General features: G+C 41.2%; 19 protein-coding genes. 10 read left to right on the forward strand and 9 right to left on the reverse strand.

What is annotated here, in order from left to right; all coding sequences use genetic code 11:
• Window positions 1-57: 57 nt before the first annotated feature.
• The 7 genes from KTO63_RS14540 to KTO63_RS14570 all read right to left on the reverse strand — a co-directional run bounded on the left by KTO63_RS14540 (window position 58) and on the right by KTO63_RS14570 (window position 6668).
• Window positions 58-534, reverse strand: coding sequence for a hypothetical protein (locus KTO63_RS14540; protein WP_217792067.1), 477 nt, complete (start codon window positions 532-534; stop codon window positions 58-60).
• 363 nt (window positions 535-897) lie between these two features.
• Window positions 898-1485, reverse strand: a complete 588-nt coding sequence (locus KTO63_RS14545; protein WP_217792068.1) for a YdeI/OmpD-associated family protein — start codon at window positions 1483-1485, stop codon at window positions 898-900.
• 47 nt (window positions 1486-1532) lie between these two features.
• On the reverse strand, window positions 1533-2621 hold the full coding sequence (cax, locus tag KTO63_RS14550; RefSeq protein WP_217792069.1) for a calcium/proton exchanger: 1089 nt from the start codon (window positions 2619-2621) through the stop codon (window positions 1533-1535).
• Between the two features lie 46 nt (window positions 2622-2667).
• Complete coding sequence (locus tag KTO63_RS14555; RefSeq protein WP_217792070.1) at window positions 2668-3339, reverse strand: ion channel; 672 nt, start codon at window positions 3337-3339, stop codon at window positions 2668-2670.
• A 238-nt stretch (window positions 3340-3577) separates the two neighbouring features.
• Complete coding sequence (locus KTO63_RS14560; protein WP_217792071.1) at window positions 3578-4729, reverse strand: FAD-dependent monooxygenase; 1152 nt, start codon at window positions 4727-4729, stop codon at window positions 3578-3580.
• Between the two features lie 172 nt (window positions 4730-4901).
• Window positions 4902-5510 carry a DinB family protein gene (locus KTO63_RS14565; protein ID WP_217792072.1) on the reverse strand — a complete coding sequence of 203 codons (609 nt, stop codon included), beginning with the start codon at window positions 5508-5510 and terminating at the stop codon, window positions 4902-4904.
• 177 nt (window positions 5511-5687) lie between these two features.
• The gene (locus KTO63_RS14570; RefSeq protein WP_217792073.1) at window positions 5688-6668 is read right to left on the reverse strand and encodes a GlxA family transcriptional regulator; all 981 of its coding nucleotides are present in this window, start codon (window positions 6666-6668) and stop codon (window positions 5688-5690) included.
• Between the two features lie 309 nt (window positions 6669-6977).
• Between KTO63_RS14570 and KTO63_RS14575 the strand changes: the two genes are divergently transcribed.
• From KTO63_RS14575 to KTO63_RS14620, 10 genes are all read left to right on the forward strand, one after another.
• On the forward strand, window positions 6978-7769 hold the full coding sequence (locus tag KTO63_RS14575) for an SDR family NAD(P)-dependent oxidoreductase (protein WP_217792074.1): 792 nt from the start codon (window positions 6978-6980) through the stop codon (window positions 7767-7769).
• A gap of 11 nt (window positions 7770-7780) precedes the next feature.
• On the forward strand, window positions 7781-8326 hold the full coding sequence (locus tag KTO63_RS14580) for an SRPBCC family protein (RefSeq protein ID WP_232373185.1): 546 nt from the start codon (window positions 7781-7783) through the stop codon (window positions 8324-8326).
• Window positions 8327-8382: 56 nt separating this feature from the next.
• Complete coding sequence (locus KTO63_RS14585; protein WP_217792075.1) at window positions 8383-8874, forward strand: SRPBCC family protein; 492 nt, start codon at window positions 8383-8385, stop codon at window positions 8872-8874.
• Between the two features lie 43 nt (window positions 8875-8917).
• Window positions 8918-9298: a SnoaL-like domain-containing protein gene (locus tag KTO63_RS14590; RefSeq protein ID WP_232373186.1), complete on the forward strand. Its 381-nt coding sequence runs from the start codon at window positions 8918-8920 to the stop codon at window positions 9296-9298.
• A 366-nt stretch (window positions 9299-9664) separates the two neighbouring features.
• Complete coding sequence (locus KTO63_RS14595; RefSeq protein WP_232373187.1) at window positions 9665-10435, forward strand: helix-turn-helix domain-containing protein; 771 nt, start codon at window positions 9665-9667, stop codon at window positions 10433-10435.
• A gap of 78 nt (window positions 10436-10513) precedes the next feature.
• Window positions 10514-10936, forward strand: a complete 423-nt coding sequence (locus KTO63_RS14600) for a VOC family protein (protein ID WP_217792077.1) — start codon at window positions 10514-10516, stop codon at window positions 10934-10936.
• 161 nt (window positions 10937-11097) lie between these two features.
• A complete protein-coding gene (locus KTO63_RS14605; RefSeq protein ID WP_217792078.1) occupies window positions 11098-11571 on the forward strand; it encodes a DinB family protein in 474 nt (157 codons plus the stop codon).
• A gap of 98 nt (window positions 11572-11669) precedes the next feature.
• Window positions 11670-12182, forward strand: a complete 513-nt coding sequence (locus tag KTO63_RS14610; RefSeq protein WP_217792079.1) for a DinB family protein — start codon at window positions 11670-11672, stop codon at window positions 12180-12182.
• 148 nt (window positions 12183-12330) lie between these two features.
• Window positions 12331-13572 carry a serpin family protein gene (locus tag KTO63_RS14615; protein ID WP_217792080.1) on the forward strand — a complete coding sequence of 414 codons (1242 nt, stop codon included), beginning with the start codon at window positions 12331-12333 and terminating at the stop codon, window positions 13570-13572.
• A gap of 125 nt (window positions 13573-13697) precedes the next feature.
• A complete protein-coding gene (locus KTO63_RS14620; protein WP_217792081.1) occupies window positions 13698-14279 on the forward strand; it encodes an HPP family protein in 582 nt (193 codons plus the stop codon).
• A 29-nt stretch (window positions 14280-14308) separates the two neighbouring features.
• Here the strand turns inward: KTO63_RS14620 and KTO63_RS14625 are convergent, their stop codons facing one another.
• Entirely contained in the window at window positions 14309-14977 is a 669-nt protein-coding gene (locus tag KTO63_RS14625; protein ID WP_217792082.1) for a DUF3575 domain-containing protein, read from the reverse strand.
• A gap of 87 nt (window positions 14978-15064) precedes the next feature.
• A complete protein-coding gene (locus tag KTO63_RS14630) occupies window positions 15065-15616 on the reverse strand; it encodes a hypothetical protein (RefSeq protein WP_217792083.1) in 552 nt (183 codons plus the stop codon).
• Window positions 15617-15752: the final 136 nt, after the last annotated feature.

Here is a 15752-nt window from a genome sequence, read left to right on the forward strand (position 1 = left end):
GATCGCGGCTTAGCTTCACTTAGAAATTAAAAGACAGACAAGCATTTGGCCGACCTCCTACCTGTAAATATAAAACTCACCTTCGCTGCCTTTGAAATATAAAATCTTTGTATAAAGCGGCCGTGATATGCCTGTCAGCTCTGATGGAAACCCAGAAGGCTCGCAAGTATTAACGGCACTTAATACAGTTTCAAATTTTCCTGCTCCGCTTCCGGGTTTGAAAGTAAAAGCCACATTTGCATGAATCGAATCTATTGCGGCCCATGTATAGGTTCCCACAGATTCATTGCTGCCAACTTTCAGTTTAAAACTTTGATCATCGTTCAGTTGAAATTCTGCCGGCCCTGCGAATGACACAATGTAAAAGGTATTCAGATCAGGAACTTTCGCCGTCAGCATTAAAACATTCCATGTATAGCCAGTCACCCCTTCTATATTAACTTTTGATTTTTCTTTTTTACAACTAATAAAGAACACACTGATAAAACAAAGAATCATCAATTTGCCAAAATTTCGATAAAAATTAAATAGCATATACTCCAGTGATTTAAGGGTTTCAAATTCAATGTCATTTAGTTAAGGAAACACTCCAGGATTAATGCCCTACGGGCAAAATGGCCACTGTACTGACTTCTATTGATGTTTTTCCCCTACGGGAAAGGTTTTATTGCCCGTAGGGCATTAATATCAGTAGAAAATCTAACAGATAGAACCATTGTCCGTAGGACATTAATCTGAAATATGCGCAATTGCTTAACTAAATGACTTTAGGTTTCGATTATGAGATACAAAATGCCGGCTTAATAAGCTGGAAATTGGCAATGTGTTCAATGGAGATTTAAAAGCTACGCAAAGTTAAGCTTTTACTTGAATACCATGTCGGATCGATTTACGTGATTATTTTTTGTACTTGTTGTCTTTCCACCTATTCGTTCCAGCTTCACTATCAGTAATCAATTGTTGCAGTCGTTTTAGTTGCGTGTCATTTTGTTTTGCTGTCATTACCCAACTTGCAGATAACTTCCTGTATGAGGGAGCCAGAGATTGAAAGTATTTCCAAGCTTTTTTATTTGCAGTGAATAGCTTTTTATATTCGGAAGCCAGTTCTATTTCTTCATTTTCATGCACATATATGCGCGACTTTTTTTCTGTTCTTTTGGCAAAGCTTTCCATTCCGGCGGGCTGCATCAATCCTTGTTTTGTCAGCTCTTCCACTTTTTTAATATTAATGGCACTCCATATGCTGTCAGGTTTTCGCTGCGTAAAACGAATCTGATAACTTTCATCGTCAATAGATCTTCGCACGGCATCGATCCACCCAAAACAAAGCGCTTCATCAACAGACTCCGGCCAGGTAATGCTGGGTTTGCCGCTGCCCACTTTATAAAATCCTACCAATAATTCAGTTTCCTTTTTATGATTTTTCTGCAGCCATTTTCTGAAATCAGATTTCTTTTCAAAGAATACAGGCCCTTCATTTTTCATGAATCAAAGTTTTCCTAAAGATAGGAATAAGCCCAGAGCCTCGTTTCCTACCCCAGAAAATATAGCGTGATTCCAAAGATCGCATACACCGACAGCAACAGTACACCAAGGTACCATGTTGACTTGCCATGATTTGACGTTAGCACCACCGTTAGCGTGCCAAACAGCAGCATAAAGATCAGTCCGCCTTTAAAGCTGAGATCCATGGGAACCGGTGCTATGAAGTAACTGAGCAACACCATAAGCGGGGTTACAAATAAAGCGATCTGTGCAGAACTGCCCATGGCTATGCCTACGCTGATGTCCAATTTGTTTTTCTTGGCGGCTGAAAAAGCAGACATCATTTCAGCGGCTGCACCAACGATCGGGATAATTATGAACCCTACGAAACCCTGTGACAATCCCATTTTTTCGGAAGCATCCTGCACCCCTTCTACAAAAATTTCACTTACTATGGCGATGCAGGTAGCAGATATGATGAGCACGATCACAGCAGTTTTCACGGGCCAGACATGTTCTTCTCCATGTCCGCCTTCTGGTTCTTCCGACTTAAAGAAATCGGAATGGGTTTTCAATGAAAAAAATAAACTCAGCAGATAAACGACCATTAACAAAACAGCAATGCCGAGGCTGATTTTATCCAAAGGCACAGCTTTTTCACCTTCGGAAACTTTTGTTACAATGGTGGGTATCATTAAAGCGATACACACAACAAACAACAGCGATGATTGAATGAATGCATTCAGCCGGTTAAAGTTTTGGACCTTGTATTTTAAACCTCCCTGCAAAAAAGACACGCCGAGCATAAACAAAGAATTGGTTACCACTGCACCGGCGATGGAGGCTTTTACAAGTTCGATCAATCCCTGGTTGAGCGCCGCAATGAAGATCACCATTTCTGTAAGGTTGCCCAGTGTTGCATTGAGCAGGCCGCCAATGGTGTCGCCGGTTTTGGCCGCAATGCCTTCAGTGGCGTGTGATAGAAAGGCCGCCAGCGGAATAATGGCAACTAAAGAAAGAAGGAACATTAACGTATCTGATCCGCTATGTGTCCAATGCAGTGTCAATACAATGGGTATCGCAATGCCCATCCAAAAGATGGGTTTTGATTTGATGTCTTTTACAAACTGGTTCATAAAGTTGGGGAGTTATTATTGAATGGTGAGTTGGTATCAGATTGATTCATTTTTGTTTTCTTTCTTTTGACGATTCAAATTCCATGGACACCAGCCGCGCTATCAATACCGCCGGATACAGCTGTCCTATCAACGCTTCCATATTTGCAAACGATCTGCTGAAAGGCAGTGCCGGGTTAATATCACCGTAACCCGCCGTTGTCAATGTTGTAAGGCTGAAATACATGAACTCTTTTCTATCCGATGAGGCCAATCCTTTAAAAGCAACACCCCCCTCAATTAAGTAAATTGTTTGGTACAATAAAGCAAATATGAAACTGATGAGAAGATAAACCACCACTGCACCCAACACTCTGTGCACGGTTACGGGGCCATCGTGGAACGTGCGAAGCAATACTACCCAGCTAAGCAGCATGCAATACAAAACGGTAAGCAAGTTATTTACAACATCCAGCGAAGGCGACCGGAATATTGCGCCGAGAATAATCAAGACCACCAGGACAGAGACAATTAGCTTTAAGATGAAATTCTCGAAAAAGATCAATATGCCGGTTACAAGTAAACAAATGTAGAAAGCAAAGAAGATCAGCCTGCCAAATGTAGTACCCTGCCCTAACGGAATAACGATGAAAATGTGTACAAAAAGAATACAAAGCAAAACGGTAAGGCTTGCTTCCTGGGCCCAGAGTGACTGAATTTTTTTGCCAACTGCGTTCATATCGGAGCGGGTTACTTATGACGAATAAGCTCATCCGAAATGATACAACAAACAGGGTGCGTAATTGTTTAGTCAAGCTCAAAAACACATGCGGTAGCAACGTCGAATAACTGAATAACCGAGTAACTGAATAACTGACGTGTTGAATAATTGAATTATTGAAGGCCTGAAGTCGAAAAGTATGCTGCACAGAAACCTTCAGTTATTCAGTTATTCAGTTACTCAGTTATTCAGTCTCTCAAAAGTCCACCTTCAGCACTCTCCGCACCTGGGTTTGTTTGAACTTTTCGGGTAGCGAACGCAGGAAGATATTTCTCAGGCGGCACAGTAAACTGTTTTCCATTTGGGCCATTCTTCCTAATACCCATGAAGTGTTTGTAATGTCGCGGGTACGGGCCAAGCGTCTTTTTTCAAAGCATTTAAAAGCTTCCTGAGGTGCTGTATGCCGGGATAGTTCATCGGCTAGCACAATCGCGTCTTCGATAGCCTGGCAGGCTCCCTGACCCATGTTTGGTGTGGTGGCATGTGCCGCATCTCCAATGAGAACAATGTTGTTAAAAGCGAAATGCTGCAACGGCCGGATGTCGTTAATGTCGCTCCATATCAGTGCATCGTCAGGAGTTTGATCAAGCAGCGCCTTTATGTCCTGATGATAGGATGCAAACTCGCGCCGCAGGTCAGCGACTTTGAATGATCGCATCTTTGCATCATTTTGTGGCGCGTTTATACATGCAAACCAAAAAACTTTATCACCGGCAAGTGGCGCAATACCAAACCTTCCTTTTGGGCCCCATGTTTCCGAGTTTCCCGCCTTGTTGAATTGGTTTGTGTTCACAACGGCACGCCAGCAGGTATAGCCCGCATATCTTGGCACAGATTCAGCAACAAGCTGTTTTCTCACAGGAGAATGAATGCCATCTGCAGCGATCAGGTAATTGGTTACATGTGAAGTGCCGTCTTCAAAATGCAATACGATTTCCTTTTCCTTTTGCTCAAAAGATTTGAGTCTTTTACTGGTGTGTATAGAAGTGGCAGGAATTTTTGACAATAATACATTATGCAGTACGGCGCGATGTATGGTAAAATTATCCGGCGCATCGTCAACAGATAAAAACGTTGTATCAGTTCTAGTGATCAATTTACCAGCGGAAGAAAGAATATCAAATCCTGACAATTGTTTCCCCAAGGGAATGATGTCCGAATCGATACCCAGCCTCCGATAGGCCAGCATTGCATTTGCAGCAAGCAATATGCCCGCTCCTACAGGTTTCACCTCCGGTGCTGCTTCAAAAATGGTCGCTTTTATCCCCTTCTGTGCAAGTGCTATGGCAGCTGTAAGTCCGGCAATACCGCCGCCGATGATGGTAAATGTTTCGTTGGTTTGGATCATGCTGCAAACTTAGGAATTAGAAATCAGGAATTAGGAACTAGAAATTTTCTTACCTGCCTGCAGTATAAGAGGGACGATGTACATATCAAAGCATAAACACCAACAACTAATAATTCAACACCGAAACAAAAAAGCCGCTCTTTCGAGCGGCTCTGCAGGTAAGAATAATAACTTATTGTTTTGGAAAATTAGGATCAGCTTTTACTTCATTCAGTTGTTGCGTGTGCCTGTTGGTGTGTGCTGCTATCAGCAATACCATTTGATATGCATCTGCTTTGCCAAAGGGCAGTTTAGCAACATGGTTCCTTAAATCTTCATCGGTGCCTTGCACGTATTTTATAAGATCATCCCTGTCCTTATTAAACTCGGCAAGTGTTGCATCTAAAGTTTTGTAAGGAGAATTCACAGGTTTGAAAGGTTCGGGAGCTTGCGCTTTGTGGCTTCTGTCTTCAATCATTCCGACAAATTGCTCATCAGTAAAGCTTGATTTAAATGCGCTGTCGTTTGGCGCCTTTGCAAGTTTTTGCTGAGAATCGAAAATTCCTTTCGAAGAGAGTGTGATGTGCTGCACACATTCCAACACTGACCAGCGATCAGGCGCTTGTTTAAAATTCAATTGTGCATCGGACAAACCCTGCACTGCACTAACAAGATCATTTTTAGTTTTGCTGAGAAGATCAACAGCAAACTTTCTTTCGGCGTCGGTAAGCCCCTTTTTGTTGTAAGTAGTAAAACTGCCGAACAAAACGGGAAAGATTAACAGTAACAATAAAGATTTCATGGTGTTTAGCTTTTTTATGTTAAGCGATGTAAAGGTAGAAAGTTATTTGAGTAACTGAATAACTGAATAATTGAATAACTGAGTGGTTGAACTTTGACCATCGTAATTGTATATTACACTCAATAAAATTATTCGTCTTTCAGTTTATTCAGTTACTCCGTTATTCAGTTATTTCGCTCACACAGCAACCCTATCCTTACTATACTTGCTCTTGTAATCCAGTGGAGATAAGCCTGTTACTTTTTTAAATACTTCTCTGAAAGCCTTATCATCCGCATACCCTACATCATTCATGATTTCGAAAATTGATTTGCGGCCTTTCTCCAATTCTTTTTTCGCGGCTTCCACTTTTACGCGTTGCAAATACTCAACGGGTGTATTGCCGGTGGCTTTGATAAATCGTCTGTCAAAGTTGCGACGGCTGATGGCGAGTTGAGATGCGAGTTTTTCAAACGAAATTTTTTCATCGATGTTGTCTTCTATATATTTCTGCGCTTCGTTAATCAATTCGTCGCCATGCCCTTTTTGTATGTGAAAAATAGAGAACTGCGATTGCGTTGTTCTCTCTATGTCAATCTGAAAAATCTTTGAGCAAAAGATGGCTACTGATCTGTCAAACAATTTTTCAACGAGATACAACATTAAATTCAAAAATGAATAACCGCCGCCATTAGTGTAAATACCATTTTCATCAGTGATGATCTTATCTTGTGCAATCTTAACATTGGGATACATTTCTTTGAATGCAGCAGTCGAGTTCCAATGTGTTGAGCAGGTTTTGCCTTCGAGTAATCCCGTAGCAGCAAGCAGGAAAGCACCGGAGCACATGCTTGCAATCTCTGCGCCACTCTTGTATTGCGTGCCTATCCAATCGATTAAAGCGTCGTTCTTATCAATTGTTTCTTTGTAATCGCCAAATATGGATGGAATAAGGAGCAAATCAGTCTTTTTGATCGTTGTAATGTCGGTTGGATGAACAGTGAAATACCCTTTGCTTATCACAGATTCTTTTACAAAGCCCGCAATACAAATATCAAGTTTTGACCGGTTGCCAATACTTTGCCAATAGTCATTTGCCCTCGTCAAAATTTCCCACGCGCCCGCTATGCTGTTTAGATTGAGCTCACAATCCGGGACAACTATTGTAATGTGTTTCATAAAAAAGATTTCCGTAAATGTAGACAAAAGCACTGGCCAAATCAACCCCTCAGAAAGTCTATTTCACACCCTGCTTGTTTCTGGTTAAGACAATAGCTTTGATGTGAGAAAAGTTGTTAGTTGATTGTTGTTAGGTGTTTGGCTAAAGATGCAACAGACAAAACAAGATGGTAGCTTATCTCACTGTCGCACATAATGTCTACCAACCAACAACTATCAACTATCAACTATCAACCAACAACTCCTTCCCTGCTGTGACTATCCGATGAAATCTGATTAAACAACATTAACAAAAAACCAAAAAACAAAATGAAAAAACTGGAAAACAAAGTGGCCGTTATTTACGGCGACGGAGGCGTGGGAAGCGCCGTTGCAAAAGCCTTTGCCCGTGAGGGCGTCAGAGTTTTTTTAACCGGACGTACTGCAAAAAAACTGGAAGCAATTGCGCAGGAAGTCAAAGCAGAGGGCGGACTTATTAAAACGGCGTTACTCGATGCCCTAGATGAAGAAGCTGTAGAAGATCATATGAACGAAGTAATCAAAATTGATGGCCGCATCGACATTTCATTCAACGCAATTGGTATTCCACAAAGAGGCATACAAGGCATTCCTCTGATGGAGCTTTCCGCAGAGAGTTTCTTTTTGCCTATCTCCACTTACACACAATCACACTTCATCACTTCAAAAGTCGCGGCTCGTCGTATGGTCAAACAAAACAGCGGAGTTATCTTGATGCACACGCCAAATGCAAGCCGCATCAGCTGGCCTTTTGTTGGCGGCATGATTCCTGCGTGGGCCGCAATTGAAGCGTTGTGTCGTTCATTGTCGGTTGAGCTCGGAGAGCAAGGTGTGCGTGCCGTTTGCCTTCACACAACTGCCATTCCCGAAACGCCATTGATCGATGAAGTGTGGGACATCCAGGGAAAATCACACGGCATCAGCTTTGAGCAGTTTCACGCAGTGATGTCTGGATCAACGCACAGAAAACGTCTAACAACACTCGACGAATTTACCAATGCTGCAGTATTCGCAGCTTCGGATGAAGGCGGCGCCATTACCGGCACCATTTTTAACCTCACAGCAGGAATGATTGTGGATTAAAATTCATCATCATGATAACATTATTCAACATCCTTTATTTAATCACTTCGTTCCCGACAATACTACTGGGAACAACAAATCAACACTATATGAACAATAAAAATTTTAGCGTTTCAATTGAGGTCAATCAATCTCCGAATGAAGTTTTCAATGCAGTGAACGCCGTTACCAAGTGGTGGACGGAAAACTTGAAAGGCAGCTCTTCTAAATTGAACGACGAGTTCACTGTACAGTTCGAAGACGTTCATTATTCAAAACAAAAACTGATTGAAGTTGTTCCTGACAAAAAAGTTGTATGGCTTGTAACAGAAAGCAAACTCAGTTTTGTGCACGATAAACAAGAATGGACAAACACACAGATCATTTTTGAGATTTCTAAACACGGCGACAAAACACAATTGCTGTTCACACACGTTGGACTGATGCCGGGTGCAGAGTGCTACAAAGATTGCTCTAATGCCTGGGGCATGTACATCAATGGAAGCTTGTACAACCTCATTACCACAGGCAAGGGCCAGCCAGAAAAGAAAGAAGCTGAAAAACAAACACAACACTAGGTTTTACACGTCTGGCACTTCAATCTTATCCAGTTTAATAACAACAAATAACAACCATGACACCAAAAGATTTCACCACAACAATTCTTGTGGAACAAACGCCAAAAGAGGTTTTCAATGCAGTGAACAATGTTCGCGGCTGGTGGTCAGAAAACATCAATGGAGGTACAGAAAAACAGAATGATGTTTTCGACTATCATTACGAAGATGCACACACTGCTAAAATAAAACTCGAAGAAGTAGTTCCCAACAAAAGAGTGGTTTGGCATATGCTGAAAAACTATTTCAAATTCACAAAGGATACAAGCGAGTTAACGGACTCAAGGGTCATCTTTGACATTGCATCAAAAGGTAATCAAACACAGCTTACGTTCACGCACGAGGGCCTGGTGCCTGCCTGTGAATGCTATGACATTTGCCAGGAAGCATGGACGCACTATGTACAGGAGAGCCTGCATGACCTGATCACTGCAGGCAAGGGAGAACCTAATCCCAAAGAAGGTGGCTTTAATGCAGAGCTGACTGAAAAATGGGAGTCACAACAATAAACGAAAACATAACAACACCATTAACCAGCATCAAACAAATTTTATGAAAGAAGAAATAGGCGTAGCAATGACTACGAAAGAAATAGCAGCCAGGTTCAATGAACTGGCGCAACAGGAGAAATGGTTTGAAATTCAGACGGAACTTTTTTCCGATGATGTGATAAGCATTGATCCGGAAAACTCACCTTACTTTGGCTATGCGGAAGGCAAGGAAGCCGTTCGCAAAAAAGGAATGGATTGGGTTTCGAGAGTGGAACAGGCACATCATCGTTACACCACCGCTCCTATTGTTGCAGAGAATCATTTTGTAGTAGGACGTAAAGTTGATATTACAGTAAAAGGATTTGGCAGAATTGTTATCGATGAATTAATGATGTACGAAGTAAGGGATGGGCAGATTATTTCGGAACAGTTCTATTATTAATAACTGAATGACTGAGTAACTGAATAACTGAACTTGAGAGGGGAAGATGTACTGCTAGATTGGATCTTCTATTAGTTTGAGAAATAATACAAACATTGCCGTTTTGCGAAAGCAGACGGCAATGTTTTTGGAGAAATAAGAACGCCACAATGCTTAAGATTTTCTTTCACCACTAAGGCACTAAGGGCACAAGTTTCACTAAGGGTTTCTCTCAGTGCAGCTTGGTGCCCTTAGTGCCTTAGTGATATTAGAAAGGCTTTGAATTAAAAGTTGTCTTTATTCATTATCATCATGACGCTACAGCCTCTCAGTTATTCAGTTACTCAGTTACTCAGTTATTCGACTATTCGCACTACCTTCGTCTTCATGAAAGTCGCCTATCTTTTACCTGATAGAGAAATTGCGGAGTATGTGCAAAGCATTCTCGTAATTGAAAATTATGAAGTAAAGACGCCTTTCATTTTACCATTGTTTGCCAACGGTATGCCTACGCTGCTGTTTCAATCTGCAAAAGGAAAAATAAACAACCACTCAAATTATCTTACCCTGTTTGGGCAAACAGTATTGCCAGATACTATTACGCTTACCGAAAATTTCACGCTGATCGCTTATTTTTTTAAACCATTTGTACTAACTTCTTTATTTAACATTGAAGCAAACGAGCTTACTGATAAACCAGGCGATTTACGATCCCTTACATCTTCCGTGGCAAATAATCTGCAAGAGCAATTGCTAAACGCTACTACCACTAAAGAAATGCTTGCCTTGATAAACAAGTATGTGCTCGGCCTTGCTGCAAAATCAAAAAAAGATGCTCAGATTATAAAATACGTTACCGAAAAAATTGCTCAAAATCCCAATAAGGACGCGTTGATCAAAGTGCAAAAAGAGTTGTATATAACCGAGCGGACTTTTCAGCGAATGTTTGAAAATAACATTGGTGTTTCACCTAATCAATACCGCCGCATTGCCCAATTCAACACAGCATTTGAGCAACTTAACAAAAGACAATTTAGAAGCTTGTCAGACATTGTTTTCAGAAACAACTATTCGGATCAAAGCCACTTTATCCGCGCATTCAAAGAATTTACCAATCTTACACCAAAGGAATATTTGAACTTCGGCACAGCAGATTGACTCATCTGATTTTGTCGGCTTTGTTCTATTTTTATTTTACGGCCAGTTCTAATTTTGGCATTAATAAAACAACACACAATGACAAACAAAATGTATCCATGTCTTTGGTTCGATGGCAAAGCATCTGAAGCGGCAAAATATTATTGCTCTATTTTCAAAGACTCCAAAATCATTTCTGAAAATCCTTTCGTGAGTTTGTTTGAATTGAATGGCAATAAATTTATGGCACTGAATGGCGGCCCGAAATACAAATTCACTCCTGCAACTTCATTTGTTGTTGAATGCGACACACAGGAAGAGATAGATCATTACTGGGAAAAATTAGGCAAGGACGGAAGATACGACCAATGTGGTTGGTTGGATGACAAATATGGTGTGTCATGGCAAATAGTGCCAACGGTGCTTCATAAGCTCATGGCCGATCCTGAAAAATCGCCAAGAGTTGTGGAGGCGTTTATGAAGATGTCTAAATTTGATATCGCGACGTTGTTAAATGCGTAACAGCCACGCTCGCTGTAGAGACGCGTTGAACGCGTCTCCCTGCACAAAATGCTGTTCGCAAAAATGCTACAGCAAAACGTTGCTGAGACGCATTCAATGCGTCTCTACATTTTTAAATTATCACTGTTGACAATCTCGAAAAATTGCTCAACATTAGCCTTATGAACTTTACACAACAAATTGCCAAACACTTTAAAGACGTATATTTTGGAGGTAACTGGACCTCGGTAAACTTCAAGGACACACTTGCGGACGTTTCCTGGGAGGAAGCCATTACCAAATTCAATTCTCTCAATACCATTGCCACACTCGTGTTTCACACAAACTATTATGTAGACGTTGTGCTGAAGGTTTTTCAGGGAGAAAAATTAAATGCCAGCGATAAATTCAGTTTTGACTGCCCTCCTATTGCTTCGCCGGAAGATTGGGCAAAACTGATGAGCAAAGCTTTTGAAGACGCTGAGAATTTTGCGGCCGCAATTGAACAATTGCCAGAGCAAAAACTTGGCGAAGCTTTCGAAGATGAAAAGTATGGAAACTATTATAGAAATATTCATGGCATCATCGAGCACTGCCACTACCACTTAGGGCAAATTGCCTTGATAAAAAAAATGCTAAGGGAAGAAGTAAACTGATTTTCAAACACATACATTTTCATTTCGACATCAGGTTTTGGTGTATAAATAGCCTTTTTATTTCTCTTGCCCTTTTTCTATTTTGTAAGAAAAAACGTATGAGCAAGATAAGAACAGAAGGCTTTTTGCAGGAGCTCAACAGTGAGTATAAGGCAACACGCGCCTGCCTCGAAAGGATTCCTGAATCTTTGTTTGAATTCAAACCTCATCCTAAATCAATGCAGTTAGGCTACCTTACTTTGCTGGTAGCAGAAATTCCTTTGTGGATCAAACATATGATCGTAGACAGCGAAATTGATTTCGCTACTTTCAAACATGAATCTCCCAAAACGACAGAGGAAGTGGTAAATTTTTTCGAGAAGAATATGGAAGCGGCAAGAAGCGCATTGCAAGGCACAAATGATGAAGAGTTGAATTCAACCAATTTTTCACTAAAGACAAATGGAAACGTGTTATACACGGCGCCGAAAATTGTAGACGTTAGTACCACGCTCAACCACTGGGTGCACCACCGCGGGCAACTCACTGTGTACATGCGTTTGAACGATATCGCCGTGCCTTCGATCTATGGCCCATCGGCGGATGAACAGACTTTTGCACCGCCGAAATGAAACATGAAATTGGTTAGGGGCGATTCGAATTCGCCCTTTTCCGCATCATGGGCTTGGTTGAAAATTAAACTCGGGTGTAACAAAGATTCAATTTACCTGCGCAACGTTTTCGACAAAAACGTGGTCATGCCCCAAATACGCCCTTGTTATGAAAAAAAGTCTCCTAAAAATTACCCTCCTGCTATTTGCAGTCGTTGCGGTTACCGCATGTAAAAAGGATGATTCTTCCGATTATTTCAATGACCTGAAACTGCCTGAAAACACAACCACCGTTGTGACCGGGCAAAACGAATTTGCCTTCAATCTTTTCAACAGGCAGCTACAAGCGGAAAACAGCAATTCCAATACACTTATTTCTCCTCTGAGCGTTTACCTGTGCCTTGCGATGGCGTACAACGGCGCAGACGGACAAACAAAAGCGGCAATTGAACAAGCACTCGCCATTAAAGGAATAACTATTGATGACGTAAATAAAGTTTGCCAGGCCGTTGTTACACAAATGCCCCAGGAAGACGGCAAAGTTGCTCTTAGCATTGCCAACTCAGTGTGGTACACAAATAGCACGGTTGCTCCTTTAAATTCGTTCCTGGATGCAACATCCACTTATTACAAGGCTACTTCAAAAGGGCTTGATTTCTCTTCGCCTTCCGCTATCTCTACAATTAATGATTGGGTTTCAAGCAATACAAAAGGCAAAATCAACAAAATCATAGATCAAATAGACGCTGGCGAGGTGATGTTCCTCATTAACGCGATTTACTTTTATGGCACATGGAAAAATGGCTTTAAGTCATCAAGCACCCATAACGATATTTTTTATGCCGCGGATAAAAGCAAACCATCCGTTCCTTTTATGTCTGCCGAGTTTACAACTAATTACCTTCATTCAGACACATACTCTGGCCTGGAGTTACCCTACGGTTCTGGTAAAGGCTTTAGTATGTTTGTATTAATGCCACATGATCCCCAGCAATCCATCCAGAATTTTGCTGCTTCTTTCGACCTGGATGCATTTGCCGAAAATTTGAAGACCGCACCAAGCTGGAAGCTTCTTATTACCGTACCAAAATGGGAGTACTCGTATCAAGTGAAAAATTTCAAATACATTTTAAGCGACATGGGAATGGGTAATGCATTTTCCAGCAGTGCAGATTTTTCAAAAATGTATCCCATACCGGTGCAGCTCACTCGCGTAGTTCATAAAACGTATATCAAGGTAAGCGAAGATGGAACGGAGGCCGCAGCGGTGACAGCAGCAGGTGCAGGTATAATGTCTGCCGGCCCGCCGCAGGAATTCAAGTTGGATCATCCATTCCTGTACCTGATAATGGAAAAACAAACAGGCAGCATCTTATTCGCTGGTGCCGTAAATGATCCTTCAAAACATTGATAAACCTTTTTTACAGGCAACATTCAAAGGCACAGTTTTCAAGCTGTGCCTTTGTTGTAAAAGAGAAAACATGATTTTGATCATAAAACTCCCGGCTTTATTTATTTTTGTGCCCATTACCAAAGATGAAAAAGAAATTAAAAAAACATTACAGGCTCGCGAGATTTATTGTTTACAAAGAAACCCTGGTTGATTTTAAGGAGCACTTATGGACATTTCTTGGCTCTTTTACAGCAATAGGCTTGATTGGATTGATCCACAGTAAATACTTCACTCTCAACGATAACGTCTTCCTTATCGGTTCGTTTGGAGCTTCTGCTGTGCTGATCTACGGCATCATCAATAGCCCGTTTTCTCAACCGCGAAATTTAATTGGGGGGCATGTAGTCTCTGCGTTGGTGGGCGTTACTTTTCACAAATTGCTTCCGGATTCTCTTTGGTTGTCGGCAGGCTTGTCGGTTTCGTTCGCCATTATTTTAATGCAGATCACCAAAACACTGCATCCGCCCGGAGGTGCTACGGCACTTATTGCAAACATTGGTTCCGATAAAATTCACAGCCTTGGCTACCTGTATGTGTTGAGCCCTGTTCTAACAGGTGTTCTGATCCTGTTTACCGTCGCCATGATTTTTAATAACCTTACGAGTCATAGAAAATACCCTAAGAACAAACACTGGTATAAGTTGTGGGAACGAAGATACAGGTGACCTTACTTTAAACTCATTGTTGAACGCACTTATTTCAATACATAAATCAACCTGATTCCAGCCGTGATATTGGGCGCAAAGGTATTGCCGCCGTTTGCGTCTATCTCTTCCTTTAACGAAGGAATATTGACATCAACCGGGGTAATAATGGAATAGTAATCTTTGTTGAATTCCTGGTTTTCGGTTTTAATCATTCTGTAACGAAAACCAACACCGCAATAAAAATCCCAGCCGAATCGCCTGGAGAGCATCTTTTGTTGTCCAAAAACCAGATTAAGTCCAAGTACGTTTTTCTTAACTGCAAAAACATCAGTGGCTTCTTTCAAGCTATCGACAACATATTCGACTTGTGTGTTGTGGTGATCGTTTGTATAAAATGCATTTACTGCCAGATAAGCGTTTTTTAACCTCCGTTGCTTTGTCGCCGGAAAATAATACCGCAGCTCGGTTTTCAGTTTAAAACCTCGAGGGTTAATAAAGGTTGTGTCAGTTTTGTTAATGTAACTCTCACGATACTTTACTCCCAGTTCATTGTACCAACTCATTGTGTTTGACAACCGGTATTCTACACCTGCTTGAATCGTTGGAAAACTTACGTCATCCACGAGTGCAAGCGGACAAAATTTTAACTGAATCGGTTTCTGAGAAAAGGCACTTGTCGACAATATGAGACAGAGAACAATTTGTATATACTTCATGGGCGCTTTGCAGCAAATGGTTTAGAGATATTTCAGGCAGGACAGCTAAAAAAAAGAAAGTGTTGCGTGATGCAAGATTTTTAGCATTCAATTTATATCTTTCAAATACTCATCCACATTTCCCCAGCGGCTGGATCCATTTTCTTTTTGATAGATGAGTTCATTTACGGTGTCTACAACCTTCTGCATCCGTGCGGGAGAAATGCGGGTCAAAAAGTATACGGTTCTTCCGTTGACAAGTCTGAATATGATCGGATTTCTGGTTTTATTGCTCACACGATTCATGGGCAAGAGCAGCGTCATTACAACGGCTCCAGCTATTTCGCCGGTTGTCGATTCTTTTGGAACGCTTAATGTGGCGAAACTCATATCATCGATATAGTAAACCCTCTCCTGTATTTTGAGCAAGGACACTAACGAATTCTTCTTTTGCACTACCTTATTTTCATACACTATTATTTCATCGCTACCAATGACAATTAATGGCAGAAAACACAAAAAACCAATTATCCAAAACGCGGTGGGATTTTCATCATAATGCATAGATGACAATATCATAACACCCACCAACATTACTCTGTATAGGATACTTAAAAAATAATCAACGATCGAAAATTCCCTGAGAAGCTTTCTGCTCATGCCATCAAATAATATTTGCAAATATATTCCCGGCGTAGTGATTAATTAATAAGAGGAAACTCTTAAGGGAGTTGAGAATTGAGAATTGAGAGTGGAGAGTGGAGAGTTAGACACGCACACCAAAAATCTCTGTAAA

Source organism: Pinibacter aurantiacus (assembly GCF_019130065.1).
Taxonomy (GTDB): domain Bacteria; phylum Bacteroidota; class Bacteroidia; order Chitinophagales; family Chitinophagaceae; genus Pinibacter; species Pinibacter aurantiacus.